The organism is Agrobacterium rosae, from assembly GCF_002915175.1.
Taxonomy (GTDB): Bacteria; Pseudomonadota; Alphaproteobacteria; order Rhizobiales; family Rhizobiaceae; genus Agrobacterium; species Agrobacterium rosae.
In genome coordinates this window covers 15,910-40,131 of record NZ_NXEJ01000004.1, presented here as the reverse complement: position 1 = coordinate 40,131, position 24,222 = coordinate 15,910, and the positions used below count along the sequence as shown (strand labels likewise).

General features: G+C 56.7%; 21 protein-coding genes and 1 tRNA gene. 7 read left to right on the top strand and 15 right to left on the bottom strand.

What is annotated here, in order from left to right; translation table 11 throughout:
* Positions 1 to 52 precede the first annotated feature (52 nt).
* From CPJ18_RS07495 to CPJ18_RS07470, 6 genes are all read right to left on the bottom strand, one after another.
* The gene (locus tag CPJ18_RS07495; RefSeq protein ID WP_103657606.1) at positions 53 to 613 is read right to left on the bottom strand and encodes a dual specificity protein phosphatase family protein; all 561 of its coding nucleotides are present in this window, start codon (positions 611 to 613) and stop codon (positions 53 to 55) included.
* A 219-nt stretch (positions 614 to 832) separates the two neighbouring features.
* Complete coding sequence (locus CPJ18_RS07490; protein WP_103657891.1) at positions 833 to 1,285, bottom strand: hypothetical protein; 453 nt, start codon at positions 1,283 to 1,285, stop codon at positions 833 to 835.
* A 181-nt stretch (positions 1,286 to 1,466) separates the two neighbouring features.
* Positions 1,467 to 2,537: a hypothetical protein gene (locus CPJ18_RS07485; RefSeq protein WP_103657605.1), complete on the bottom strand. Its 1,071-nt coding sequence runs from the start codon at positions 2,535 to 2,537 to the stop codon at positions 1,467 to 1,469.
* A 71-nt stretch (positions 2,538 to 2,608) separates the two neighbouring features.
* A complete protein-coding gene (locus tag CPJ18_RS07480; RefSeq protein WP_103657890.1) occupies positions 2,609 to 3,079 on the bottom strand; it encodes a heme-degrading domain-containing protein in 471 nt (156 codons plus the stop codon).
* A 37-nt stretch (positions 3,080 to 3,116) separates the two neighbouring features.
* Positions 3,117 to 4,196 carry a D-alanyl-D-alanine carboxypeptidase family protein gene (locus tag CPJ18_RS27155; protein ID WP_103657604.1) on the bottom strand — a complete coding sequence of 360 codons (1,080 nt, stop codon included), beginning with the start codon at positions 4,194 to 4,196 and terminating at the stop codon, positions 3,117 to 3,119.
* 115 nt (positions 4,197 to 4,311) lie between these two features.
* Positions 4,312 to 4,387, bottom strand: a tRNA-Ile gene (locus tag CPJ18_RS07470).
* 186 nt (positions 4,388 to 4,573) lie between these two features.
* Here CPJ18_RS07470 and CPJ18_RS07465 point away from each other — a divergent pair.
* A complete protein-coding gene (locus CPJ18_RS07465) occupies positions 4,574 to 5,311 on the top strand; it encodes an SIMPL domain-containing protein (RefSeq protein WP_103657603.1) in 738 nt (245 codons plus the stop codon).
* Between the two features lie 112 nt (positions 5,312 to 5,423).
* Here the strand turns inward: CPJ18_RS07465 and CPJ18_RS07460 are convergent, their stop codons facing one another.
* Positions 5,424 to 5,771 carry a hypothetical protein gene (locus tag CPJ18_RS07460; protein WP_077118033.1) on the bottom strand — a complete coding sequence of 116 codons (348 nt, stop codon included), beginning with the start codon at positions 5,769 to 5,771 and terminating at the stop codon, positions 5,424 to 5,426.
* Between the two features lie 141 nt (positions 5,772 to 5,912).
* Entirely contained in the window at positions 5,913 to 6,335 is a 423-nt protein-coding gene (locus CPJ18_RS07455) for a secondary thiamine-phosphate synthase enzyme YjbQ (RefSeq protein ID WP_103657889.1), read from the bottom strand.
* A gap of 280 nt (positions 6,336 to 6,615) precedes the next feature.
* Between CPJ18_RS07455 and CPJ18_RS07450 the strand changes: the two genes are divergently transcribed.
* The gene (locus CPJ18_RS07450) at positions 6,616 to 9,168 is read left to right on the top strand and encodes an HWE histidine kinase domain-containing protein (RefSeq protein WP_103657602.1); all 2,553 of its coding nucleotides are present in this window, start codon (positions 6,616 to 6,618) and stop codon (positions 9,166 to 9,168) included.
* 9 nt (positions 9,169 to 9,177) lie between these two features.
* Here CPJ18_RS07450 and CPJ18_RS27745 read toward each other — a convergent pair whose 3' ends face one another.
* From CPJ18_RS27745 to dnaG, 3 genes are all read right to left on the bottom strand, one after another.
* Positions 9,178 to 10,170: a DUF930 domain-containing protein gene (locus CPJ18_RS27745; protein ID WP_103657601.1), complete on the bottom strand. Its 993-nt coding sequence runs from the start codon at positions 10,168 to 10,170 to the stop codon at positions 9,178 to 9,180.
* 116 nt (positions 10,171 to 10,286) lie between these two features.
* Complete coding sequence (gene rpoD, locus CPJ18_RS07440) at positions 10,287 to 12,341, bottom strand: RNA polymerase sigma factor RpoD (protein ID WP_103657600.1); 2,055 nt, start codon at positions 12,339 to 12,341, stop codon at positions 10,287 to 10,289.
* 391 nt (positions 12,342 to 12,732) lie between these two features.
* Positions 12,733 to 14,712: a DNA primase gene (gene dnaG / locus CPJ18_RS07435; RefSeq protein ID WP_103657599.1), complete on the bottom strand. Its 1,980-nt coding sequence runs from the start codon at positions 14,710 to 14,712 to the stop codon at positions 12,733 to 12,735.
* A 184-nt stretch (positions 14,713 to 14,896) separates the two neighbouring features.
* Here dnaG and CPJ18_RS07430 point away from each other — a divergent pair, with 184 nt between their 5' ends.
* Together CPJ18_RS07430 and CPJ18_RS07425 are read left to right on the top strand one after the other, a co-directional pair.
* Positions 14,897 to 15,187 carry a BrnT family toxin gene (locus CPJ18_RS07430; protein ID WP_103657598.1) on the top strand — a complete coding sequence of 97 codons (291 nt, stop codon included), beginning with the start codon at positions 14,897 to 14,899 and terminating at the stop codon, positions 15,185 to 15,187.
* Positions 15,153 to 15,482 (top strand): BrnA antitoxin family protein, encoded by a 330-nt coding sequence (locus CPJ18_RS07425; RefSeq protein WP_103657597.1) that lies wholly within the window; start codon positions 15,153 to 15,155, stop codon positions 15,480 to 15,482. Before CPJ18_RS07430 ends, CPJ18_RS07425 begins: the two co-directional genes overlap by 35 nt.
* 280 nt (positions 15,483 to 15,762) lie before the next feature.
* On the opposite strand, the gene CPJ18_RS07420 is transcribed toward CPJ18_RS07425, so the two are convergent.
* The gene (locus CPJ18_RS07420; protein ID WP_103657596.1) at positions 15,763 to 16,215 is read right to left on the bottom strand and encodes a GatB/YqeY domain-containing protein; all 453 of its coding nucleotides are present in this window, start codon (positions 16,213 to 16,215) and stop codon (positions 15,763 to 15,765) included.
* Between the two features lie 323 nt (positions 16,216 to 16,538).
* Here CPJ18_RS07420 and carA point away from each other — a divergent pair, with 323 nt between their 5' ends.
* Positions 16,539 to 17,744, top strand: coding sequence for a glutamine-hydrolyzing carbamoyl-phosphate synthase small subunit (carA, locus tag CPJ18_RS07415; RefSeq protein ID WP_077118035.1), 1,206 nt, complete (start codon positions 16,539 to 16,541; stop codon positions 17,742 to 17,744).
* A 38-nt stretch (positions 17,745 to 17,782) separates the two neighbouring features.
* Here carA and CPJ18_RS07410 read toward each other — a convergent pair whose 3' ends face one another.
* Complete coding sequence (locus CPJ18_RS07410; RefSeq protein ID WP_103657595.1) at positions 17,783 to 19,180, bottom strand: MATE family efflux transporter; 1,398 nt, start codon at positions 19,178 to 19,180, stop codon at positions 17,783 to 17,785.
* A gap of 325 nt (positions 19,181 to 19,505) precedes the next feature.
* Between CPJ18_RS07410 and mcpU the strand changes: the two genes are divergently transcribed.
* Together mcpU and CPJ18_RS07400 are read left to right on the top strand one after the other, a co-directional pair.
* The gene (gene mcpU, locus CPJ18_RS07405; RefSeq protein ID WP_103657594.1) at positions 19,506 to 21,590 is read left to right on the top strand and encodes a methyl-accepting chemotaxis protein McpU; all 2,085 of its coding nucleotides are present in this window, start codon (positions 19,506 to 19,508) and stop codon (positions 21,588 to 21,590) included.
* A 311-nt stretch (positions 21,591 to 21,901) separates the two neighbouring features.
* The gene (locus tag CPJ18_RS07400) at positions 21,902 to 22,384 is read left to right on the top strand and encodes a DUF2938 domain-containing protein (protein WP_103657593.1); all 483 of its coding nucleotides are present in this window, start codon (positions 21,902 to 21,904) and stop codon (positions 22,382 to 22,384) included.
* Between the two features lie 48 nt (positions 22,385 to 22,432).
* On the opposite strand, the gene ypfJ is transcribed toward CPJ18_RS07400, so the two are convergent.
* Positions 22,433 to 23,326 (bottom strand): KPN_02809 family neutral zinc metallopeptidase, encoded by an 894-nt coding sequence (gene ypfJ, locus CPJ18_RS07395; RefSeq protein ID WP_103657592.1) that lies wholly within the window; start codon positions 23,324 to 23,326, stop codon positions 22,433 to 22,435.
* 59 nt (positions 23,327 to 23,385) lie between these two features.
* Positions 23,386 to 24,054: a glutathione S-transferase gene (locus CPJ18_RS07390; protein WP_103657591.1), complete on the bottom strand. Its 669-nt coding sequence runs from the start codon at positions 24,052 to 24,054 to the stop codon at positions 23,386 to 23,388.
* Positions 24,055 to 24,222: the final 168 nt, after the last annotated feature.

Sequence of the window (24,222 nt, the reverse complement as noted above, 5' to 3'; positions counted from 1 at the left end):
AGGACTTGGGCTGACTGGATCCCGCATCAAGTGCGGGATGACGGAAGAAATGTCAAAACCCTATCGTTTCCTCGAAATCATCCCAGGACTGGTACATCTCGTAACGCCCCACGCCCTTGATCGGCACGTGCCCGTAATAGGGTGAAAGCTGGAATTCTGCGGCCTGTTCGCTTTTCTTGGCCACGGCCCCAACATAGATGGCGGAAGCGAGCCCGGTGCGGTTGGCACCATGTTCGCAGTGAATGAGGATGGGCTTTGGCGCATCCTTCATGATGCGCACCAGCTCTTCAGCCTGATCTTGCGGAAGCTCCTTGCTGGAACTCAGGGGGAAATCGATAAGCTTGACGCCACTGGCGTCTGCGGCGGCTTTTTCGTCGCGGTACCAGTCTTTACGGTCTTCGTTGCGCAGATTGATGATGGTTTTGATGCCGAATTGCTGCGCGTATTTCGTGACGTCTGCGCCGCTTGGCTGCGCGGACCGATAAAGCTCACCCGGCAGAACCTCATGGAAATTGCCCGTCAGCTGATTGATGCCCATATGCGCGCCGACAGATGCGGGCAGAGCGACGAGGCAAAGAACGCCTATTTTCAAAACACGAGATACAGAAACCAAAACGCAACCTTCTGGAGCAATTCAAGAATTGCCGCTCAAGTGGCACCGCCAGAAGACACATACAAGAGCGCCATGGTTGCATGGCCACGGGCGACAGCGCATCTACCGCGCACGCAAAAACACCGCAGCCGTTATCAGCCAGTTTTTATTAGCGGATTTTTTGGACGGGAAATCGACCATCAAAAAATCGTGAGAGGATGCTCGATCAGCGCATTCTGTCTAATCGAACTCAGCCGAGTCGATGGTGACCCGCCACTCGAGATTTTTGGGATCAACCGTCTCATTGTTGCGCAACCGGAATGGACGGCACGCAGCATAGGTTTCATTCGCCTCAATCCGACGCTCGCTGATTTGATAGGGATCGAAGGAAACAGAGGCCCGGAATGCCGCCTCGAAACCTTCCAGCGTATAGGTCAGACGACGCACGGCAACATTGTTGGTGTTCTGAAAGCTCAGCCGAATAGGCGCATTCGCCTCTGTGCAGGTTGGATCGAACAAAGCCGTGGCAATGATCGCCTTCACCCTTTCGCCGGACCGCAATCCATCAAATAAAATCCATGTTGCGGTTCCCGACCAGATGACCGCAAGCCCGATAACGACCGGCTTAAGACGTTTGGGATAGGCGATCAGGAAAAGCATCAAGATCGCAGTTAAAACGATGCCAACGATCATAGGCGCTGCATGCCTTGCGGTCCGGTCGTCCATTGTTTCAAGATGATATCTCCCCCAATCAATCTGAATATCCAAGCACCGATGCGGCGGCGGACACCCCGTGTCAAGCTACACGCAGTGCCCTAGATCGATCAAAGCCTCAAATGCCAAGGCTCGATCCGCCCACAACACCTTTTCGTGATTACACCTCAACTGTGCTGCGCGGCCTGCGAATGGCTTCGATGAGCGCGTAACCGACGGCGACCAGCACCAGCACGGTCGTGCCACTGAGCGGAACCGGAAAGATCACCCGCTGCGTCACAAATTCTCCTCCCACAATCAGCACGATCTGCGTGACAGCGAGCACAAGCATCGATGTCACGGGAAGAGTTACACCTTTATGCGCGAAATAGCGCCGGTAGCCGATAACAAAAACGGGGATGAGAAGAGCTGTCATCGCTAGGAAATAGATGGTTACGGATGAAGCATCCGAAAAAGAATCGGGCGTCACAAAAGCCAGCGGCATGAGGAGATACCCCGCCGCGCTTGCCGCCAGAAAAGGCGGCCACACCACGACGTTCATCAAGAAAACAGATTTCGTGACATCTCTCGTAAGCGTCCCTCGATCTTCGTTGGTCATCACGGTGCGAATGGCAAATATCGCAAGTGCAACACCGCCAATGATAACGAATATCGGAACGACGAGGTGCGACCCGTCGAACCCACCTGTGCGAAACAGATATAGCGAGGAATAAATCTGTGATGGCTTATTGATGAGATCCGGAAGCAGCCATAACATCCAGAAAGCGGATGCGAGGCTTGGTAGGACGACTTGCCTCGACATCACCAACATTAGAGCGACGCCGCCCACAAGGGATGAGATGACGAGTGCCAAACCAAAGGAGCTCTCATCCGTTAAACGACCCATAGCCGAAAACGAGAGCGCGATTCCATAGGCCTGTGAACCCGCCAGCAACAGAGCACCAACGTTTTCGGCGGCAACCAGAAACTTGCTATCTGCGAGACGTGGGGTAATGAGTCTGACGATCTGCCCAAGGGCAAGTGCCGTCAGAATGGGCCACACCCCCAGCGCCAAGATGGAGAGCGCTGAAGCACCACCAGCCCGTGATTGTGTTTCCAGAAAAGCAGGATCAAGCCCCGGCAGCGCGATGTTCCAGCCGATGATGGCCACAAGCGAAACCAGAAGCACCTGTCCGATCACGGCAAGCGGCCTGCCCCGTTGGGCGCTCATTTTGTCAACCATAACGCTCATCAGGCACTCCCATTACGCAACCATAGATCATAGCGAAACTCTGACCTGTCACGCCTATTCCGCAAGACGGCTCAGTTTGGCAGAAGGTCTTTCAAGCTGGCGGTGATCATTGCATGGTCCTCGATATCTGGCAGTCCACTGACCGCCACGGAACCAATCAGCGTTCCACCGCGCAAAACGAGGGGAAATCCACCGCCGCTGGCGACGAACTGCGACACGGGCAGACCGAATTTCGCATTGAAATCATAGCCCTTCGCTTCCGCTTCGAGCCGAACCCGCAATGAACTGCGATGGAAGCGGTGGACGACTGCGCATTTGCGGCTGGTCCAGCCAAAATTATCGATTGTCGCACCCGGGAGAAGGCTCGCAAAGACGACATCTGTGCCATGCCTGACTTCAATGGCGACGGGCAGCTTCAAAGACGCCGCCTGTTGCCTGATGTGGCTGCCCAATATCCAGGCGAAATCATAATTGAAGCTATCAAGCCTCAAGGCTTCTTCTTCGGCAATCAAACTGGCTATGGTCGGTGCTTCCAGGGCCATGACGTATTCTCCAATGTTCTGCATTCGCGAGAAGCTTTTACCCGGCGGAACCGGTTGCCGGTTGTGCCTGCAACGGACGTGGTTTCGGAAGCGGCACGTCCACCGCGGTATCGCTGGGCCAGGTGGTTATGGTGCGGACCTGCCCCGCGATCTGGTCATGCAGAAACGATTCGTGTCCCGGCAATCCCATGGGATAAAGCGCTTCGCGCTCGGCCTCATAGGCAGCACTCTTGTCCGTGCAGAGACGGATGCGCATATCCTGCGGTGCGACCTCGGGATGGTTTTGCACCGCCTCGACAGGCCCTGATGCCGTCAACTGGCCGTCAAATGCCTGGGTCAAATATTGTGCAGATCGTTCGTTGCGTTCCCGCTCCGTCGTGGCACCCAGAACGACCACCATCACCCGCTTGCCATTGCGCGTGGCAAGGCCGACGTAATTGCGGCCCGATGCACACAGGAACCCGGTTTTCATTCCCACCGTACCGCTGAAACGCGTCAGCAAAGCATTGTTGGATTTGACCTCCTTGCCATCGATGACGACGGCTGAGCCCTGAAAGAAACGGCTATATTCCGGAAATACCCGGTCGATTTCCATTCCGAGAATCGCAAGATCACGCGCCGTCGAATAATTGCTGCGGTCAAACAGGCCGTTCGGGCTGGAAAAATGCGTTCCCGTCATACCAAGGCGCGTGGCCTGCGCATTCATTCGCTGAACGAACAGGCTCTCATCGGAAGCCACCGCTTCTGCCAAGGCGACCGCAACATCGTTTGCCGAGGCCGTCAGTGCTGCAAAAAGCGCATCTTCGAGTGTCATCGTGCGCCCGAAGGTCAGACCGGACTCCAGAAATGCCTGTTTCGTCGCGTTGCGCGTCATCATGACCGGCGTGGTCAAGGTCACCTCACCGGACCGCAGTGCCTCGAAAACAACCAGCGCCGTCATGAGCTTGGTCGTTGACGCCGGGTACCACGGCACCCCGGCATCCTCCTGATAAAGGACCTCGCGACTTGCCGTATCGACCACCAGCACAGGCGTAGCACTGGCCGCGCCCCACGCAAAAAGGGAAGCCGCAAATACCAGTCCTGCCCGTAACCGTCCGGCCAATATCGTTCTCATCATGTATCAGTCTCCACGCAGTCCTATCCTCTGACATGAGAGGTGATGCAGATACAAGCCGCTAAGGCGCGATCTTGGCAAGTCTGGGACGGAAGACGTGGGAATGTCAGAAGATGTGTGGTGGGCCCGGAGAGACTCGAACTCCCAACCAAGCGGTTATGAGCCGCCGGCTCTAACCATTGAGCTACAGGCCCTTCCGATTGCGTGAAGCGGGTCGGAATGCGGGGTTGCAATGGTTCAACCTGACGCGGATTTGGCTTTAGCGGAATTTTTTGGATGCGACAAGCCGTTGTCATGGTCGCATGGGCAAACTATGCCGTATTAGTCCCATAATCTCCTGCGACACCGGCAGCAGGGACGCTAAAATAAGAGGAGCTTCAATGACATCGATACTAGCACGCACCGTGGCGCTTGGCGCTTTTACCGCACTTGCCGTTCTGCCCATAGCCGTATCGGCCCAGGAAAGCACGAAGCGTGAGCCTGTTATAAGCGTTTCGGGAGAAGGTGACGCGGCGGTGGCACCGGATATGGCGGTTTTGTCGTTCAGCGTGGTGAAGCAGGCGGAAACGGCGGCAGCAGCGCTGACCGAAAACAGCAAGGCCATGAAAGAGGTTCAGGCTGCGTTGAAATCCGCAGGCATTGCCGACCGTGACCTGCAGACGAGCAATTTTTCCGTGCAGCCGCTTTACAAACAGTTCGAGCCCAAGGACGGCGTCTACGTTCCGCCTGAGATCACCGGTTATCAGGTCACCAATGGCTTAACGGTGCGGGTGCGTGATCTTGCCAAGCTGGGCGAGATTCTGGACAGCTCGGTCAAGCTTGGAATCAATCAGGGCGGCGATATCGCCTTTACCAACGACAAGCCCGATGCGACCGTGACAGAAGCGCGCAAAGCGGCGGTGGCGGATGCCGTTGCCAAGGCGAAGACGCTGACGGAAGCAGCCGGTGTGAAACTCGGCCGTATTCTCGAAATCAGCGAAAATATGCAGCGGCCTATGCCCGTTCCACAGACCATGATGCGGGCAGCCGCGATGGAAAAATCCGATAGCGTACCGATCGCCGCAGGTGAAAACACCTATAAGGTCAATGTCAACGTGACATTCGCACTGGAGCAATAGGAAGAGGAGGCGCAAAACTGCGCCTCTTTTCACCCCGGCTCCACAATCAAAAAACCCCTCGCCGTGCAATACGGCGAGGGGTTTTCTTTGATTCAGTGATTGGATCTAACCGTTAGCGGCGGATGACCGGGCAACCACGGACGTTTGCGAAGACCACACGGTCGCGACCTTGGCGATCGAAACCGGCAACGACGACGCGGCGCGGAGACACGTCAACGACGCGGGCGCGACGAAGGCCCATGCGGCTGGCTTTTTCTTCGGCCATCCAAGGTGCGCAACGGTCACGATCGCGGCCGCGATCCGGACGACCCCAGCCCTGGGGGCCGCCGTGACGATAACCATCTTGCACGTAAACTCGGTATTGAACGTCCGGTCCCGCCGACGCGGCGGATGCCGTCGCAGAGATACCACCAAGGGCGATAAGGGCCGCAACGCCTGCTTTTGCAAATGTGCTGATCATTGTCATACTCCGTTTCCTCACGTTCGCCGGAATGTCTGGCATCCCGGTCGACTGTCATCACGATAATCAGCGGCGTGTGAATGTTTTCCGAACCAGCCGTTCAGCCTGTATTCATGGCGGCAAACTGCCGATTTGCCGCCCTCAAGCCGACAGGTGCAGGACGATCTGCCGTTCATGGGGCTGGTTTCTATGTTCGAAAAGATAGATGCCCTGCCATGTTCCCAAAACGAGTTTGCCCCCGGACACCGGAATGCCGATCGACACCTGCGTCAGCGCCGATTTGATGTGCGCTGGCATGTCGTCCGGCCCTTCCATGGTGTGGACGACCCAGACCATGGAGGGATCACTGGATGGCGGGACGAGCCGCGCGAAGAAAGTCTTCAGATCACGCTGCACATCCGGGTCCGCATTTTCCTGAATCAACAGCGAGCAGGATGTGTGGCGCACGAAGACGGTAAGAAGGCCTTCTTCCTGGGCAGATGCTTTTATGAAGGCTTTAGCCTGGGCCGTGAACTCATAGAGTCCCTGCCCGCGCGTGGTTATGGAGAGTAATGTTTGTGGCACTGTGATTTTTGCTTTCGGGTCTGGAACCAAACATGAGGCTGATACGTTTGATGTAATCAAGCGATGTTTTGTGCAGCCCTTCCACGTTTAAAATTAAAACGGAATGGGCACACAAGGGAACCACATAAAGAATGTTCGACTATACCGATGTACGAAACGACGATATCATTCAGCAAGTTCCGAGACAGTTGTTCGATACATTTCTTTTAGTGCAAAATCGTTTATTGAAAACAATAAGCCAGACAGACATCGCCACAGCTTGCCATCGAAAGACCAACATATGACGTCGCCAGTTCAGCAGGTCGATCTTACAAACTGCGACATTGAACCTATTCACATTCCCGGTTATATTCAGCCGCATGGTTGTCTTGTCGCGTGTGATAGTGCCATGCGCACCGTGCTGCGCCATTCCCTAAACTGGAATGAGATCACGGGATTGTCTGGCGACATCATCGGTCGACCGATTGAAGAATTCTTCGGCAACGATCTTGTCCACGATTTGAGAAACGCACTGACGGTGACGGCAAACAGCAGCCGCCCGGCCATGCTTCCCAAGGTCAAACTGCCGAACGGAAAAACATTCGACGTTGCGATACACCGATACAAATCGGTTTCCATCATCGAGCTTGAACCGGCCAGTGACGAATCGCAGCCTTTGCACACAGCCCAACTGATGATCGACCGCATTCGCGAAGCTGATAACGTCGATAGCCTGATTTCCCGCACCACGCGACTGGTCAAGGCGATGCTGGGTTATGACCGAGTGATGGTTTACCGGTTCGAGCAGGATGGTGCTGGCAAAGTCATCTCGGAGGCCAAGCAGCCTGCTCTGGAAAGCTTTCTCGGTCAGTATTTTCCGGCCAGCGACATTCCCCAGCAGGCACGTGCGCTCTATCTGAAAAACACCCTGCGCATCATCTCGGATTCCAATGGCGAGCGTATCCCAATCGAACCCGTGATCGATGCCTCCGGCGAGCCGCTGGACCTGTCATTCTCACACCTTCGCAGCGTTTCTCCCATCCATTGCGAATATCTGCGCAATATGGGCGTATCGGCCTCCATGTCCATCTCCATCATCAATGATGGAGAATTGTGGGGCCTGATTGCCTGTCATCATTATTCTCCGCGCATCTTGCCGATGCCCATGCGGATTGCCGCCGAGATGTTCGGAGAGTTTTTCTCACTGCATCTGCAGGCATTGAAGCAAAAGAAAAAGCTGGCCACTGCCTATGACGCACATGCGTCACTCGACAAGTTCCTTCGTCTTGCCGCCCATCACAACAATGTCGAAGAGTTGCTGGTCGAGAACCTGCCTGATTTCAGCAGGCTTCTCCCTTGCGATGGTGTCGGTGTGTGGATGAACGAGCGCTGGTTCAGCATAGGCTATGCGCCGCCGGAGCTGCTGGCACCGCAACTGGGGCGGTTGGTGAGTTCCGTTTCAGAAGGCCGTGTCTGGGCGACCCACGCGTTGATCAACCACCTGCCGGAAGCGGAAAGCATTTCGGGCGACGTTGCCGGCGTGCTGGCCGTGCCGCTCTCTCAGGTCAAGAACGACTACCTGATGTTCTTCCGGCGCGAGCTGGTCCAGACACTGAACTGGGGTGGAAATCCCGATAAATCCTATGAGACCGGCCCGCTGGGCGACCGGTTGACGCCGCGCAAAAGCTTCGCGCTGTGGAAAGAGACCGTTCACAAGCAGGCGCAGCCATGGACGGAAGAAGACCGGCAAATTGCCGAAGCCGCCCGCGTTGCTCTGGTGGAAGTCGCCTTCCGCCACAGTGAATTGATGGCCGGTGAGCGTGCGCAGGCGGAAGTGCGCCAGCGCATGCTGAATGAAGAGTTGAACCACCGCGTTAAAAACGTTCTGGCCATCATCAAGTCGCTGGTCGGCAATCCCACGCAAGAAGGCCGCACACTTCAAGAATATGTTTCTGCCTTGAAAGGGCGCATTCAGGCGCTGTCCTTTGCGCATGATCAGGTGGTGCGCGGTGAAGGCGGCGGGCTGCTTCGGGATCTGCTGGACGCGGAGCTATCGCCACATCGCTCGCCCGACAGTGAAATCGAGGCCAATGGCCCGAATATCCTGCTGGATTCACGCGCATTTTCCGTCATGGCGCTGGTGCTGCACGAGCTGGCCACCAATGCTGCGAAGTACGGCGCCCTTGCGCTGGCTGGCGGCAAGCTTTCGATTTCGTGGGAGCTGAACGACGTCGGTGACTGCGTGATCTCGTGGCGCGAGACAGTGTCTGCGACAGTCACACCGCCAACCAGAACCGGCTTCGGCTCAGCCCTGATCAGCCGCAGCGTGCCCTACGATCTGGGTGGCAAAAGCAAGATCACCTACCACACGCACGGCATCGAAGCCGAAATCGTGCTGCCTGCCCGTCATGCGACGGCAGGGCCTTCCTCCGCGACGCATGATGCTGCGGTCGGCATTCACAATGATTACACACCTTATTCCGCGGAGGAACCATTGCGGGTATTTCTTGTTGAAGATCAAATGCTTATCGCCATGGATGTCGAGTACATGCTTGAATCTCACGGTGTAACCAACATCGAGACATCAACATCGTCTGCAACGGCGCTGGACAAGCTGAAAAGCCAGACACCCGATGTCGCCATTCTGGACATCAATCTCGGCTCGGACACATCGATTCCCGTGGCCTATGAGCTTCTTCGTCGCAACATTCCCTTCATGTTTGCAACCGGTTATGCCGATGGCATCATGATCCCGCCTGAATTTTCTCACGTTCCCGTTATCCGCAAACCCTATGATGAAGAGGCTTTGATGGCCACCATCGGGCGGTTGGTGGATAAAACGGTGGCGGCCTGAACGGAGCTGCTAGCGCAGGACCAGACCTAGCCGCTTGATATCGTCGGGAGACAGTTTTGGGCCGATTCTGTATCGAAAGTCGGTGACGAGGTAATTATCGATATCGACTTCGCAGCGGTAATCGATGGGAAACCACTGTGTGCCGACATTGAATGCGCCTTTAGCGTCCATCACGTTTCCGACAATCGGATAGTTCTTGCCCGTATGCGGCTCCAGCCCGTCATAATGGCCTTTTCTGTCTTCCTTGATCTGCGCCATCGCCTCAGCAACGCACAATTGCCCCACCCTTTCGCGGGGTGGCAGGTTGCCCATGATCTGTCGCAACATCGGACCGGGGCGCTTTGCACCGACAAGTATCTTTTTCGCAGGCTTTAGCGTGGGATCGCCCTCTCCATCCGGCGGGGCTTTTACGGGCTGCGCAGGTGCCGGCGTTACCTCCGGCTTGGGTATCGGAACAGCCACGGCGGCAACATCAGCAGGCACGGGCGCGTCAGCAGCCGGTATTTCCCCCTGCTCCGCAGTCGGTGCCGTGGGCGGCGGCTCGGACGTTGGTTCGGTTTCAATGGGATCCGGAGACGGTGGGGCCACAGGCTGCGGAGGCTCTTCCTGTTTATCCGGTGTCTTCTGTTCCTGACCACCCGCTTCCTGCTGGCCAGGTTCATCGCGTTCGTCCATCTGCGTTGGACCGGGACGAATGGCCACATTCGGCATCTGCGATGGCGCAGGTGGTTGTGGAGGTTCCTCCTTGGGCTTTTCTTCCGCAGGCGGCGGTGGCGGTGGCTCTTGCGCCTTTTTCTCTTCCGGCTTTTTCTCTTCGGGTTTTGGTGGCGGCTCCTCTTTGGGTGGCTCTACCATTTCCACGCTGACGCTCTCCGGCTCGGCGGGAGCTGGCGTCGGTCCCGGCCACAGCAGATAGCTCGTTCCGATAAGAACATGCAGCATGATCGAGAGCGGGATTGTCCAGCTCCCGTGCCACCATTTGTTCTTGCCGGTCGTTACCATCAGGGCGTCATGTCCTTTGATTGCTAGAGATAGCGGTTTCCGGTGCAATCACCATCCGAAAAAAGAAAAACCCGGCCAGAAACTGACCGGGTTTGATGTCTTCCACTGACGAAAACTCAGCTGTCCAGGAACGAGCGCAGCTTGCGCGAACGGCTTGGGTGCTTGAGCTTGCGCAGAGCCTTGGCTTCGATCTGACGAATACGTTCGCGGGTGACCGAGAACTGCTGTCCGACTTCTTCCAGCGTGTGGTCCGTGTTCATACCGATGCCGAAGCGCATACGCAGAACGCGCTCTTCGCGTGGGGTCAGCGAGGCCAGAACGCGGGTCGTGGTTTCGCGCAGATTGGCCTGAATGGCAGCATCGATGGGCAAAAGCGCGTTCTTGTCTTCGATGAAGTCACCCAGATGCGAATCCTCTTCGTCACCCACGGGGGTTTCGAGCGAGATCGGCTCCTTGGCGATTTTCAAAACCTTGCGCACCTTTTCAAGCGGCATGGCCAGCTTTTCAGCCAGCTCTTCCGGTGTCGGTTCGCGACCAATTTCATGCAGCATCTGGCGCGATGTACGGACGATCTTGTTGATCGTTTCGATCATGTGCACCGGAATACGGATGGTACGAGCCTGGTCGGCAATCGAACGGGTGATTGCCTGACGGATCCACCACGTCGCATAGGTCGAGAACTTGTAACCGCGACGGTATTCGAACTTGTCGACCGCCTTCATCAGGCCGATATTGCCTTCCTGAATGAGATCGAGGAACTGCAAACCACGGTTGGTGTATTTCTTCGCAATCGAGATAACCAGACGCAGGTTGGCTTCGACCATTTCCTTCTTGGCGATGCGCGCTTCGCGCTCGCCCTTCTGGACCATGGAGACGATGCGGCGGAATTCAGCGACGGAAATACCGGTTTCCTGCGCCAGATTCTGAATTTCCATGCGGATATCGCGGATCGTATTGTTTTCTTCGCGCGCGAATTCCTTCCAGCCTTTGGCGGCCAGATTGGCAATCGACTTCATCCAGTTCGGATCGAGTTCCGCACCGTGATACTGCTCCAGGAAGCTGTCACGCTTGACGCCATAGGATTCGGCAAGGCGCAAAAGGCGACCTTCGTTCTGCATGAGACGCTTGGAAATGTCGTAGAGCTGCTCGACAAGGCTGTCGACGCGGTTCTGGTTCAGCGACAGCGACTTCACAGCCGTGATCAACTGATCCTTCAGTTCCTTGTAGCGACGTTCCTGCCCCGTGGACAGCGTGCCGGTGCAAGCAAGACGTGCCTCCACCTGCTGGTCCTGAAGCTTGCGTAGCTTCTTGTAGGTGTCGGCAATCGTATCCAGCGTTTCCATGACCTGCGGACGCAGTTCGGCTTCCATCGCAGCCAGAGAAAGGTTGGACTCGTCGTCGTCCTCTTCTTCCTCTTCATGCGGAAGGCCTTCGCCGCCGACATTGGTCACATCGTCTTCACCGCCGGGATTGCGCAGGCGACGAACCTTTTCCTTCTCTTCGGCAGCCTTGCGGTCAGCCTCGATCTTTTCAGGGCTCTGGAACTGCGGCGCAGCCTTGGCTTCAGGGCCGGAATAGGTCGTTTCGAGATCGATGATCTCGCGCAGCAGCGTTGTGCCTTCGTTGAGTTCGTCGCGCCAGATGATCAGCGCCTGGAACGTCAACGGGCTTTCGCACAGGCCGGAGATCATCGTCTCGCGGCCAGCCTCGATGCGCTTTGCAATCGCAATTTCGCCTTCACGCGACAGAAGCTCGACCGAGCCCATCTCGCGCAGATACATGCGCACCGGGTCATCGGTACGGTCGGTCGGCTCTTTCTTCTTGGCGGTCGCAAGGGCCGTGCCGCTGGAAGGCGCAAGTTCGCCACCCTCGGCTTCTTCATCCTCGGCATCTTTGTCTTCGGCTTCCGCAGGCGCCTCTTCGGCGTCCTCGTCCTCGACGACATTGATGCCCATTTCACTGAGCATCGCCATGATGTCTTCGATGCGATCAGGATCGACCTGATCCGATGGCAGAACTTCGTTCAGCTCATCCATAGTGACGTAGCCGCGTTTTTTCGCGGCCTTGATCATCTTCTTGACCGCGTCATCTGAAAGATCGAGAAGCGGCCCATCCGTAGCGCTATCGCGTTCGTTTTCTGCTTCTTCGTTTTCTTTGACTTTGGTTGCCATCTATCTCGTCGCTTTCCCTGACGCTAACATCCGCTTCGCCGCAAGCCTGATTGCCTCGAAAGGCACCCGGCACTGGCGACGAATCACTGTTAAACACCTAACGGAGTGATCTTTAACTGCCGATTAAATACGGCTACCACTGGCGGAATACCAAGACTGTGCATCCAGAAATGCTTTTTCCTGCAGTTTCGATCCGCCAAGGTCAATTCCACCTTACTGTTCCTGAAATGGTGATTCCCGCTATTTCCCGTCACGTCAAGCCTTTATGGCCCGACCGAGGGTTAAAAACCAAAAAAGCCGCGATTGCGACAACGTTTTGCGGGCCTTCACCGACTTATCCCCTATTTAGGTCGATCTGCGTAAAAGACAAGCCTTTACCCGCGCAAAAGCACTAACCATGGCTATAAGCTGCCCCCTTGACCCTGCCGGACATGACCCCGAAACCATCGATGATCGCCTCCTGATTTTCCATGCGCCCGATTTCCAGCTGAACCTCGGAGAGCGCACGCATCAACTGCACCATACGCTCGCCGTCACCCTCTTCGGTAGCGTCGGCAACCTCTCGCTCAAGCTCGATCTTCTGCCAGCGCAGCGCCTTGGTGCGTTTGTGTAGAGACAGCGATTGCGTATAGCCCTCCCGCGCATCCTCCGGTGCCGCTTGCTCGGTTGCAGTCCAAAGCCGAGCATTGCGCACCTGCTGGTTCATGGCTTTCAGCAGCACATCGAAACCTTGCGCCTCCAGCCGTGCCATCAGACCATCCCGCGACAGCTCGGTCGCATTTTCCGCTGCATAGGTCAGCACCTGCGACCACAGGCGTTGCAGATCACGGTTCTCGTAATCGATGGCGGCAATCTCGTCATACTCCTCCAGCAGAAGCTGCGGATGATTGACGATGGTCAGTGCCAGCACGCTTTCCCGCAAGGCAGGAGCCGCAAGATAACCCTTTACCAAACCGGACTGGCTGAGACGATCCGATATGCTTCCTGCACCTGTCGTGGTTCCCCGCGCCGGACCTTTTTGGCCGTTGCGGCCATTGCCAGCATCGCCGCGTGAGAAGTTTCGATTGGGCGCATTGCCACGCTGAAACTGTGGTTGGAAAAACGCATTCAGCCGATCGCGCATGTCCTGCTGGTAAAAGCGGCGCACGCTTTCATCGCCGATGACGGATACGATCTGACGCAAACGGTTTTCCAGTTCGGCGCGCTTTTCCGGCGTATCGAAGGTAACGGACGCGGTCTCGCGGCTCCAGATCATGGCGGCCAGTGGCTTGGCTTCCGATAGCACCCGGTCGAATGGCACCCTGCCCTCGTGGCGCACGAGATCATCCGGGTCCTTACCGTCAGGCAGCAATGCGAAGCTCACGGAACGGCCAGGCTTGATATGCGGCAGCGCCAGATCGGCGGCACGGCTGGCGGCGCGAATGCCCGCGCCATCACCATCAAAGCACAAAACCGGCTGTGTCGACATTTTCCACAACAGGTCGAGCTGGTTTTCGGTCAGCGCGGTGCCGAGCGGTGCCACGGCGTTTTCAACACCCGCCTGATAAAGCGCGATGACGTCCATATAACCTTCGACGGCAATCACCGTGCCTGATGTCTGCGTGGCGCGGCGCGCGCGCGCAAAATTGTAAAGGACGTTGCCCTTGTGGAAAAGCTCGGTCTCGTTCGAATTGAGATACTTGGCCATCGCATCCGCCGCCATGGCGCGGCCGCCGAACGCAATCACTTTTTCCCGCGATGAGAGAATCGGAAACATGATGCGGTCACGAAAGCGGTCATAGGACACTGGCACATTCTCATGCACCACCAGCCCGCAGGCCTCCATCTGTTCCTTGGTGATACCCTTGCCTGCCAGATGCTCTTTCAAGGCATTGCGGCTATCCGGCGCAAAGCCAAGTCGGAACGTCTCGATGGTGCGGCCGCTCAAACCCCGATCGCGCAGGTAAGCCCGCGCCCGCGCACCGACCGACGTCTGCAACTGGTCCTGAAAGAACAGCGTCGCCATTTCCATGACGTCTTGAAGCGAAGCCCGCTCGCGTTCACGCCGCTCCGCCTGCACATCCGGCTGCGGCATCGAAACGCCAGCCATATCGGCAATCTGCTGCACGGCCTCGGGAAAACCCATGCCATCGAGATCGGTCAGAAAGCGGAAATGATCACCGGACACACCGCAACCAAAGCAGTGGTAACGCCCTTTGCGGTCCTCACAATGGAAGCTGGGGCTCTTCTCGCCATGGAACGGGCAGCAGGCCCAATAATCGCCCTTGGACGCGTTGCTCTTCTTCCTGTCCCACGTCACACGTCTGCCGATGACATCAGAGATGTTCACCCGGTCACGTATCTCGTCGAGAAATGAGTTTGAAAAGCGCATTTTGTCCTGAAGCCACTGCCTGTTTTCGGCCAGTCTTTCATATAAGCGCAGCGAGCTCTGATTACCAAGGGCAGAAACGAACAGTGCCCGTTATTCACAGGCTTGACTGTATATGCGGGTGTATATACATTTGTATTATCAAATGGCGCATGAGTGCCTTGGAATCTAAAATTCAGGGTCACTCATGTTTGCGGTCAAGAGAGAGTTCATCTCCTTTGAGTGGGATGAAAACAAACGGCTCAAGAATATCGAAAAACACGGAATCGACTTTCCCAGAGCAGCAAGAGCGTTGTCGCACCCTCACTTGGAAAGCCAGTCCGATCAAAATGGAGAAAGCCGCATTCTTGCTATATGTCCAGAAACAGAGCGTTTGATCGCTATTGTCTATACGATGCGAGCCGATGTCTGTCGGATAATATCAGCGCGTGCGGCGCGGAAAAATGAGCAAACAGCATATCGTCAAATATTCGGCTGATGAAATCCGACAAAAGATTGCCAACGGCGAAGATCGGACCGATTGGGCACGCGTCGATGCTATGACCGATGCGGATATCGAGCGTGCGATGCGTGACGATCCGGATTGGGCAGAATGGATCGATGTCGACTGGTCGAAGGCAGAACTGGTGATTCCCGCGACGAAGAAATCGATTTCGATCCGGTTGGATGAGGAAGTGATCGACTTTTTCAAAGCCACGGGAAAAGGCTACCAGACACGCATGAACGCAATATTGCGTCACTATGTGCGTGAGCAAAAAAGCAACAACGGTTGAAGCTGCCTTACATTGCCCGGCGATACCGGCTAGGCGCGAACTTCCGGCAAATTTGCGGCAGAAAAACCCTGCAAAACATTACGTTTTTGTAATTTGATGGCGGGCGTCAAACGGCGTAATTTACGTGTATCGGCATGATGCCGAGCGTAAGCGTAATGCTGGAATGTCCGGGCGTTTCCCCCCAATCGCGCCCGACTATGCGCTTCCTAGAAAGCGCGCCCAGACATAAAAGGCAGGACACCCACATGTGTCCTGCCTTTACGTTTTTATCGACCCGGTTTTACTTCAGCAGTTCCTTGATCAGACCGGACGCCTTGCCGAAATCGATCTGGCCGGGATAGCGCTCCTTGAGAACAGCCATCACCTTGCCCATGTCACGCAGGCCGGACGCTTCGGTCTCGGTGATCACGCCTTCAAGGATAGAGCGCACCTTCTCTTCTGGAATTTCTTCCGGCATGAAGCTCTTGATGATGACGATTTCCTCGCGCTCATGCTCTGCGAGTTCAGCGCGACCGGCCTTGTCGTAAATACCGGCGGACTCTTCGCGCTGCTTGATCATCTTTGCCAGGATCTGCAGAATTTCCTCATCGGATACAGGCTCTTTGCCAATGCCGCGATTGGCGATATCGCGATCCTTGATCGCGGCCTGAACGAGGCGAATTGTCGAAAGCCGGCGCGGTTCGCGGGCTTTCATGGCGTCTTTCAAAGCGTCGGCGAAGGTATAGCGGATCATGTGTCTCTCCTTGGAAAAGCCGTCTCGACCGGCATATCCCAGCCAGACATTTCCTTCATAAATTTGGCCGTGACATAAACGAGCAACCGGGTATCGGCAAATCATTTACATAAACCATTGAATCGGCTGCTTTTAAATTCGGGGTAATTCTTGAAGGCGCGGTTGACCCTTTGCGCCCCTTTCGTTATTTTCCGGCACCTGCACAGGATTTTAACGAAGGTTACGACGCGAAGGCTTTCGCGCGCCCTTATCCGCGAAAAAAGATGACCGCTTTACACCTGCCTTTCAAGAGGCGGGACGAAGCGGCAGAAACGGGAAACGAGATGACCGAGACAGCACCCTGGACAACCCGCAAACCCACCGCCATGCTCGTTCTGGCCGATGGCACAGTGATCGAGGGAACCGGCATCGGCGCAACCGGCAAGGCCCAGGCCGAGGTCTGTTTCAACACCGCATTGACTGGCTATGAAGAAATTCTGACCGACCCATCCTATCTTGGCCAGATCGTCACCTTCACTTTCCCGCATATCGGCAACATCGGTGCCAACGAAGAAGACATCGAAGACCTGACGCCTGCGGCGCGGCGCGGCGCGGTCGGTGTCATCTTCAAGGCTGACATCACGGAACCGTCGAATTACCGGGCTGCCAAGCATCTCGATACATGGCTGAAAGCTCGCGGCATCGTCGGCCTTTGCGGCATCGACACCCGCGCACTGACCGCCTGGATCCGTGAAAACGGTGCGCCTAACGCCGTCATCGCCCACGACCCGAACGGCGTTTTCGATATCGAAGCGTTGAAGGCGGAAGCCAAGGCATGGAGCGGCCTCGAAGGCCTCGATCTCGCCATCGAAGCCACATCCGGCCAGTCATCCGTCTGGAGCGAGACACCCTGGGTGTGGAACGAAGGTTACGGCAAGCTCGATGAAGCCGATGCCAAGTATCATGTCGTCTGCGTCGACTTCGGTGTAAAGCGCAACATTCTGCGCCTCTTCGCCGGTCTTGATTGCAAGGTCACCGTCGTGCCTGCGCAGACATCCGCCGAAGACATCATGGCGCTGAAGCCGGATGGCGTGTTCCTGTCCAACGGCCCGGGCGACCCGGCAGCGACCGGCGTCTACGCCGTTCCAGTCATTCAGGACCTCATCAAGACGGAGCTGCCGGTTTTCGGTATCTGCCTTGGCCACCAGATGCTGGGTTTGGCAGTTGGCGCAAAGACGGAAAAGATGCATCAGGGCCACCACGGCGCGAACCACCCGGTCAAGGACTTCACGACCGGCAAAGTGGAAATCGTCTCCATGAACCATGGCTTCGCAGTCGACAACAAGTCGCTGCCTGATGGCGTTGAAGAGACTCACATTTCGCTGTTCGATGGCACCAATTGCGGCCTGCGCATCACCGGCAAGCCGGTCTTTTCCGTGCAGCACCACCCAGAAGCATCGCCTGGCCCGCAGGACAGCCACTATCTGTTCCGCCGCTTCGTCAACTTGCTTCGTGAGAAGAAGGGCGAACCGGCTCTCACAGAGCGTTGATCGGCATCAGGAAATTATAGACACCATGCGGCCCGCTTTTAGCGGGCCGTTTGCATTTCGCGCTTCACCATGAGGTAGAAGCGTGTCGTAAGAAGAACGGCGGCAGTCGATAGACCGATCACGAAGCCGAACCAGACACCGGGGCCGCCGAAGCCAAGCGGAAAGGCCGCAATCCACGCCAGCGCCAGGCCAATGGGCCAGTAGGAAATCAGCGCCAGAATCATCGGCACGCGCGCGTCCTTCAAGCCGCGCAGCAGACCTGCCGCAACCGCCTGCATGCCATCAACCAGCTGAAACACACCGGCGATGATGACGAGCGTGCTGGCATAGGCCAGAACTTCCGGCGCGCCGGGAAGGCTGGGGTCGAGGAACCAGCTGGCCAGATATTGCGGTGCCAGCGCAAACAGCAATCCACCGCAAGCGGCGATGACACATGCCACGCCATAGACGGTTATCGCGGCCCGCACCAGGTTGGGATAATCATTCTGCCCATGTGCCACGCCGATGCGCACCGTTGCCGCCTGCGCCAGCCCAAGTGGAATCATGAAAGCGATCGACGCCAGTTGTAGCGCAATGCCGTGCGCTGCCAGTTCCAAGGTTCCAATCTGGCCCATGAGAACGGAGGCGGCCGAAAACAAAGTGACTTCCGCCAGGATCGTGACGCTGATGGGAAGACCGAGGCGGATTACCTCCCACAGAGCATGCAGGTCCGGTTTCCAGAACCGCACGAACAATTCATATCGCCGCGTTTCGTCCCGCGTCTGGATATAGACGACGATGAAGATGAAACTGAAAGCATTGACGATAACTGCCGCAAACGCCGCGCCGATCATGCCGAACGCGGGAAACCCGAAGTGGCCGAGAACCAGCGCATAGGCTAGAAAGCCGTTGAGCACCAGCATGGCAATGGTGACGTAAAGAACAATGCCGGCACGCCCGATGGCGCTGACCAGACCACGCATGACATAAAACAGAAGCGCTGGCAGAAGCCCGAATTGCGCAACGGCCAGATATTGACCGGTCTGCGCAGACACGGCTGGATTTTGCCCCAGCGCCAGAAGGATTTTTTCGGCGCTGAGAAATAGCGGTACCGTCAGCAGCCAGTAGACGGTCGCCACCCACATGCCCATGCGCAGGGCGCGGCGCGCGGACGTGGCATCGCCCTGCCCGTAAGCATTCGCGACCATGGGAACAACGGCAACGGAAAAGCCCGAACCAAAAATGAAGACGACGAAATAAAACTGGCCAGCCAGCACCATGGCCGCCAGCTTTTCGGCCCCGAGTTGGCCAACGATGATCATATCAGTGGTATGGATACCAAGCTGCGCCAACTGCGCGCCGATCAAAGGAATTCCCAGCGCAAGCGTTGCCCGCAAATGCGCTGTCCACGAGTTGGCACCCACAGGGGTACTGTAAGCCGTGACCGACGAAGACATGTATCACCTCAAAAAAACAAAAGCCGCTTTCCTGCAAAGAGTGAGGAGAGCGGCGCGTCACCTGATAGGATATTTGCTTTGATTGCGCAAGAATGCGGCAGAAGCACAAAATCTGATCAATACAAAAGATTAACGAAATGAAACAGTTACTTACCTTAAAAATAGCAATACATGCTTTAAAAACTTAAACTTTCTTTACGCTCGACCAGTAATGGTAGGGCGCAAAAAGCAATAATATTTCTGGGTGCATGAAGCACGCCACACACGCCAAGAGGCATGTCTCCATCACAATCCGGTGCCACCGGTCTCCTTTAAGGTCCAGAAATTGTCCAAAAAATCCAACTTGATGACGCGGATCGTCGTCGCGGCGTCCTGCGTCGTGGTTGCAGCGTTCGCGGGTTTTTCCATTTACATTGATGGCTTGCAGCGCGATGCGGCCAACCATTTCGTTGAAGATAAAATCAACGCTGCCGGTAAACAGTCCGCTCAGAGCATTGCCAACTGGCTGAACGGCCGCGTGATGATGACCGAAATGGTCGGCGCATCCATGGTAACGGCAACGACGCAGGAAAAGCTGGAACTTGCCCTGCACAATGATGTGCTGGCACGCGAGTTCAAATCCACCTACTTCGGCGATGAAGCCGGTGTGTTCAACAACTTCCCATCGACCAAGATGCGCGAAGGCTACGACCCACGCCAGCGTCCCTGGTACCAGGCGGCCGTCAAGGCCAACTCCACCGTTCTGACCGAGCCCTATACGGATGCCACCACCGGCAAACTGGTGGTCAGCGCCGCCCTGCCCGTCAAGCGTGACGGCAAACTGGTTGGCGTCGCCGCAAGCGACTTCCTGCTGACGACACTGGTTTCCATGATTGGCTCTGTCGATGCGGGCAATGAAGGCTATGCGTTTCTGGTCAACAAGGATGGCAAAATCCTGATTCATCCAGACGAAGCCATGATCAACAAGACGCTGACCGACCTCTTCCCGGTCGCAACACCGAAGATTTCCCAGGCCGTTTCGCAGACCGAAATCGGCGGCGCTGACAAGATCACCAGCTTCATTCCCGTCCCCGGTCTTCCCGGTGTCGAATGGTCCGTGGGCCTCGTCATCGACAGCAACACGGCTTTCGCATCCATCTCGCAGTTCCGTATTGCCGCCGTTATCGCCACCATTCTGGCTGTCGCTGGCATGATCGCGTTTCTGGCATTCCTCGTGAACAGCCTCGTCATCAAGCCTGTCACGCAGATGACATCGGCCATGGACGCATTGGCGGCTGGCAATTTGAATGCGACAATTCCCGGACAGGAACGCAAGGACCAGATCGGCTCCATGGCGGCTGCCGTTGCCGTTTTCCGCACCAATGCGCAGGAGCGTCTTCGCCTGGAAGGCGACGCCGAACAGACACGCAGCCTTTCGGAACAGGAGCGGAGCGAGCGCGAACAGCTTTCTGCCAAGGACACGGCCGATATCCAGTTTGCAGTCGACTCGCTTGCCAAGGGTCTCGCCCATCTCTCCGACGGCGACCTGAATTACCGCATCAGCACGCCATTCGTAGCGCGCATCGACCGGCTGCGTGAGGATTTCAACGCATCCATCAGCAAGCTGAACGGCGCTCTCGTCAATGTCGGCCACAACGCACGCGCCATCGACGCTGGTGCCAGCGAAATCCGCCAGTCTGCCGACGATCTTGCCAAGCGCACCGAACAGCAGGCCGCATCGGTAGAAGAAACCGCAGCAGCGCTCGAAGAAATCACCACCACCGTCAAGGATTCGGCAAAGCGCGCCGAAGAAGTCGGTCGTCTGGTCGCCCGCACCCGCACCAATGCCGAACAATCCGGCGTCGTGGTGGGTGATGCCGTCAAGGCGATGGAGGGTATCGAGCAATCATCCTCCGGCATTTCCAAGATCATCGGTGTCATCGATGAAATCGCCTTCCAGACCAACCTTCTCGCCCTGAATGCCGGTGTTGAAGCCGCGCGCGCCGGTGAAGCCGGTAAGGGCTTTGCCGTGGTTGCACAGGAAGTGCGTGAACTTGCTCAGCGCTCTGCCAACGCCGCCAAGGAAATCAAGGTCCTCATCAGCGCCTCGACAACCCAGGTGGAAGCGGGCGTCTCGCTGGTTGGCAATGCCGGCAAAGCGCTGGAAACCATCGTGGCCGAAGTGCAGGAAATCAACCAGCACATCAACGCCATCGTGTTGTCATCCCGCGAACAATCCACCGGTCTGCAGGAGATCAACACGGCCATCAACACCATCGACCAGAGCACGCAGCAGAATGCTGCTATGGTTGAGGAACAGACCGCCGCAAGCCACGGCCTTGCTTCGGAAGCAGCGGCCCTCAACGCCCTGCTGGAGCAGTTCCAGCTGGCAAACGCCCGTAGCAATAACGGCTACAGCCGCGCTGCCTGATCTGGCGGCCATATGAAAAGACCAGAGGCGTGACCGGAATAACGGTCACGCCTTTTTTGTTTGGAGGGGTGGTGCGGTGTTTATGGAGTGGCGACAGAGCCACACACCCTGCCGTCATCCTTGGGCTTGTCCCAAGGATCTAACCACGCACCTGCGCACTCTCCCCGTCGAGTGTGCAGGAACGGCAGCAGATCCTTGGGACAAGCCCAAGGATGACGGCGGTGAGTGTGCTGCCCTCAAAGCCACCTTGTAGACACGCCCAAAACCCGACACCCTACCGATACACATTTGTGAGTCGGAGGGAGGACGTCATGGTTTGGGAAATCGTCTGGCGTGGCGTGGCCATGGGCATTGGCGGCACGGTTTTTATGGATATCTGGGCGATCATTCTGCAAAGGGTCTTCCACCAGCCCGCCCCGAACTGGGGACCTGTGGGACGGTGGTTCTGGCATTTGCCAAAAGGCACCGTGTTCCACGACAACATCGCGAAGGCAGCACATTACGAACACGAAGTCGCGCTCGGCTGGATCTTGCATTATGCCGTTGGCATCATCTACGGCGTTCTGCTTGCGGTGATCGCACCTGCCGGGTGGTTTGCCGCACCGACGTTTCTTCTCCCGTGGATCGTCGGCATCGTCACCGTCGGTGCTGGCTGGTTTTTGCTCCAGCCCGGCCTCGGCATCGGTTGGGCAGCGTTCAAGACGCCAAACCCCAACAAGGTACGCGCCCTGAACCTCGTGGCACACACGATCTTTGCACTTGGGATGTTCGTAACGGCGCTGATCATTCGCTGACACGCAAAAGGGGGCTTTCGCCCCCTCTTCCAAGTTCTGATCATTCAATCAAATATCAGCCGAAAACGTGTCGCAGTCCTCCACGCGACCGCTTTGGAAACCGCGCTTGAACCATTCTGCGCGCTGCGCGGACGTGCCGTGGTTGAAACTATCCGGCACGACATAGCCCTGTGACTTCTTCTGCAACGTGTCGTCGCCGATCTGGTGCGCGGCGTTCAGAGCTTCCTCCAGATCGCCCGCTTCCAGAATACCCTTCTGCTGCGTGGACTTGCCCCAGATGCCGGCATAGCAATCCGCCTGCAACTCGACCTTGACAGACATCTTGTTGGCTTCGGTCTCACCCATGGACTGACGCTGACGGTTAAATTCCGGCAGGACGCCCGTCAGGTTCTGAACGTGGTGGCCCACTTCATGAGCGATGACATAGGCCTGAGCAAAATCGCCGGATGCGCCGAAACGCTTGTCGAGCTCACGGAAGAAATCCGTGTCCAGATAGACTTTGCGATCGACCGGGCAATAGAACGGACCGCTGGCCGACGATGCCGTGCCGCATGCGGAGCGAACCTGTCCGCCGAACAAGACCAGCGTCGGCTTCTCATAGGTTTGATTGGAGGCGCTGAAAATCTTTGTCCAGGTATCTTCCGTTTCAGCCAACACCGTGCGGACGAAAGCCGTTGTCTCGTCACTGGACTGGCCTTGCGGGCGCGTACCTGTGGTCTGCTGGCTGCCGCTATCGGTGGAAACGTCACCGCCAGACAGAAGCGTCAGCGGGTTGATGCCCAGCGCCCAGCTGATCAGCAAAATGACCACAAGGCCACCAATACCGATGCCGCCGCCACGACCGCCACCTGTCGGAAGGCGAAAGCCGCCACCGCCCGTGCCGGACGACATGCCGCGCCTGTCTTCGATGTTGTCGGATTGGCGACGCCCTCTCCACTGCATATGTGTCTCCCCTTCAGTGACTTGCCTAAACGCTAGAACCTTCAAAGCGTTCCGGCAAGTCAGCTATTGGCGTAAACATAAGCGCCGCCTTTCTTAAGGGCACGCTGATAGGCAGGGCGCGCGCGGATGGTTTCGAGAAAACGGCGGATTGCCGGTCGGTCGTTGATGCCATCCACCCGGCTCATCGCCGCCTCCACCGGAAAGCTCATGGCAAAATCCGCGCCGGTCAGTTCGCTGCCCGCAAAAAGCCCGTCTTTCGCAAGCTCGCTTTCCCAATAGGCAGTATGATCCGCCAGTTGCGGATCAACGAACTGGCTGGCAACGCCTTTTGAAATCATGTTGGCGACCGGGCGCAGGAAGAATGGCACCTGACGCGGAATGCGGGAAAACAACAGTTTCATCACCAGCAGCGGCATCGCCGAACCCTCTGCATAATGCAGCCAGTAGATATAACGTCTATATGCATCCGTGCCGTGTTCTGGCCGGAACGCGCCGTTTGCGTAGGTATCCAGCAGATATTCGATGATCGCGCCGCTTTCGGCATAAACCTTTCCACCATCCTCGATAACCGGAGACTTGCCGAGCGGGTGAACGGCTTTGAGGCTCTTCGGAGCGCGCATGTCGGGACCGCGCGCATAGGTCTTGACGTCATAGTCGACACTAAGCTCTTCGAGCAGCCAGAGAATGCGGTGCGCACGGGAGTTTTCGAGATAATGAACGGTAATCATAAATGCCCTGCTCTGTGATTTTGGAAACGGAGGTAATTCATTCAAATATCTCTACGTTTTTATTGGCGGAAAGGATCAGCCTGCAACACAGATATATAGAGAGCCAACTTTCCTGTCGGAAAGCGAAGATTCGGGGTTCCGTTCGCCAAAACATTTGCCTATAAGCCG